We start from the raw sequence: 2,413 nt of genomic DNA on the forward strand, positions 1-2,413 counted from the left end.
GCAGTCTCGGCTGGTCAGCTGCGTGGCGGCAGGGGTCATAACGCGCCGTTCGCGCGCAGTTTGTCCAGTAGCAGGTGAAAGTAGACGAGGCCCTCGTAGGGACGCCACGGAGATGTCAACTGCTGGATACGATCGTAGGTCGGCTTGCCGGCGAGGTGGAACAACCGTTGCAGGTTGTTCTGCGCCCCGACGTCGTCGCCCGGGAAGGTGTCCAGCCTTCCGAGTCCTCGCAGCAGTACATACTCCGCGGACCACCGGCCGATGCCGTGCACGCGCGACAGCGCGGCGACAGCCTGGTCGTTGTTCAAGCCCTCAAGCCGCTCCAGATCCACACTCGTGTCGACGACATGGACGGCGAGCTGCTGGATCGCCCGCGCCTTCTGGCGGCTGAACCCGAGCTCGCGAATCGCTTCCTCGCCCACGTCGGCCAGGTCGGTCGCTGCGGGGAACGCGTGCCGCACACCATCGTGATCAACAAGGTGCGGCCCGAATCGCTGCGACAACCGGTTCAACACGATGATCCCCAGATCCAGGGTCACCTGCTGGCAGGCGATCGCATTGACCAGTCCCTCGAAGACGGTCGGAAAGCGAGGCGGGCGCAGCCCGCGGAACCGCTGCACCAGCGGACCGATGGCAGGGTCGTCATCGGCGAGCTCGTAGAAGGGCCGCAGATCGACCGCTAGCCCGAACATCTTCTGGACGAGCAGGCCGGCCTCGTTCAAGGCCCGCTCGCTGATGGGTGTTGCCGATTCCACGGTGACCATCAGCGTCGGTTGGACGCCGGTCGTCGCCTGAACGGCTGTCAGCCGTGCGGGGTGTCCGTCGGCGATGATGACGCGGCTGTACTGGCCGTCGTCCCACCGGTCGACGGTGTTCTTCCAGCGTCGTCGCAACGCCCAGGCCATCAGATCCAGCCGAAATGGAGAGGGTGCAGGCAGAACAATCGTGGCTTGTGCCATATCCGGTCTCAAATACTGTAGCGGCGGGCGCGGCGTACCCGTTCTGGTGACGGCCCGGGGACGGCTGCGGTGAGCCGGAACCGCCCGACCATCGGCGACCCGCGCTGCAAAGGTCGTCCGGGATGTTCCGGGAGGGAATGCGTCACGGAACACCGCACGTCCGGTCGGCGAGCATCATGCGGCTACACCGAGTGTGCTGCGGGCCTCGCGGATCATCTGGTGGGTGAAGCCCCATTCGTTGTCGTACCAGGCCATCACCTTGACCAGCGTGCCGTCCACGACGCGGGTCAGGTCCAGGTCGATGACAGCGGCGCGTGAATCTCCGACGATGTCGGCGGAGACCAGAGGATCCTGCGAGACACCGAGAATGCCGCGGTAGCGCTCGTCGGTGGCCTCTTGCCGGAACGCGGCGTTGACTTCCTCAACGGTGGTCGGCCGGCTCGCGACAAACACGATGTCGGCGACCGACCCGACCGGGATCGGTGCGCGTACCGCGATGCCGTCGAACCTGTCGGCCAGCTCGGGTACCGCGCGGGTGGTCGCCCGGGCCGCCCCGGTCGAGGTCGGCACGAGGTTAGCGGCCCCGGCCCGACCGCGCCGGAAGCTCTTGGCGGGGCCGTCGACCAGCTGTTGGCCGGCGGTGTAGGCGTGGATGGTCGTCATCACCGCCCGTTGGACACCGATGTGACGGTGAGCGATTTCGATGACCGGGGTGATGCAATTGGTGGTGCAGCTGGCGCAGGAAACGATCTGTGGTGCGCCGTCGGGACGGTTCACGCCGTGCACCACGGTGGGTACCGCCTCCGACGATGTCGGGGCGGACAGGATCACGAAGGAGGCGCCGGCTTGCAGGTGCTTCTTCAGCTCGTCCTCGGTTTTGAAGACGCCGGTGCATTCCAGGACCAGGTCGACGCCGAGGTCGGCCCACGGCAGCTTCGCCGGGTCGCGTTCGGTGAACGTCGCGATCCGTCGACCGTCGACGAGCAGCGCCCCGTCTTCGGTCCTGACCCGGCGGTGGTAGCGGCCGTAGACGGTGTCGTACCTGAGCAGGTAGGCCAGGTTGTCGACGTCGGCGACATCGTTGACCGCGACGAGGTTCAACCCGTCGGCGTCCAGCAGGATCCTCAACGCCGCACGGCCGATGCGGCCCAGCCCGTTGATCGCCACGTTCGGCATCTCAGACCACCTTCCTCTAGGTTCATTGGGTTTCGTTCCGCGCGTACCTGCCGGTGAAGGATGTAAGGCAGTCGCCGGCGCCGGTCGGGGCGTGTCGTGATCATCTGGCACCCGGGGGTGCCAGCTAGTCCATTCGGTCGCCGTGCTCCGGATTCAGGTCGCTCAGGTACTTGTCGGCGCAGCGACGCGCGCAGTAGCGGACAGAGATCAACGTGACAACGCCCAGAACCAGCCCTAAGCCGATCTTGTCGGCGTTCAGCAATGCGACAGCGATCGTG

General features: G+C 66.3%; 2 protein-coding genes. Both read right to left on the reverse strand.

Annotated features, from left to right (window positions below):
* Positions 1-35: 35 nt before the first annotated feature.
* Positions 36-905 (reverse strand): DNA-3-methyladenine glycosylase, encoded by an 870-nt coding sequence (locus KBX08_RS32930; RefSeq protein ID WP_210787656.1) that lies wholly within the window; start codon positions 903-905, stop codon positions 36-38.
* A 228-nt stretch (positions 906-1,133) separates the two neighbouring features.
* A complete protein-coding gene (gap, locus tag KBX08_RS32935; protein WP_210787657.1) occupies positions 1,134-2,135 on the reverse strand; it encodes a type I glyceraldehyde-3-phosphate dehydrogenase in 1,002 nt (333 codons plus the stop codon).
* Between the last annotated feature and the right edge of the window lie 278 nt (positions 2,136-2,413).

Source organism: Micromonospora sp. H61 (assembly GCF_018070325.1).
Lineage (GTDB): Bacteria > Actinomycetota > Actinomycetes > Mycobacteriales > Micromonosporaceae > Micromonospora > Micromonospora salmantinae.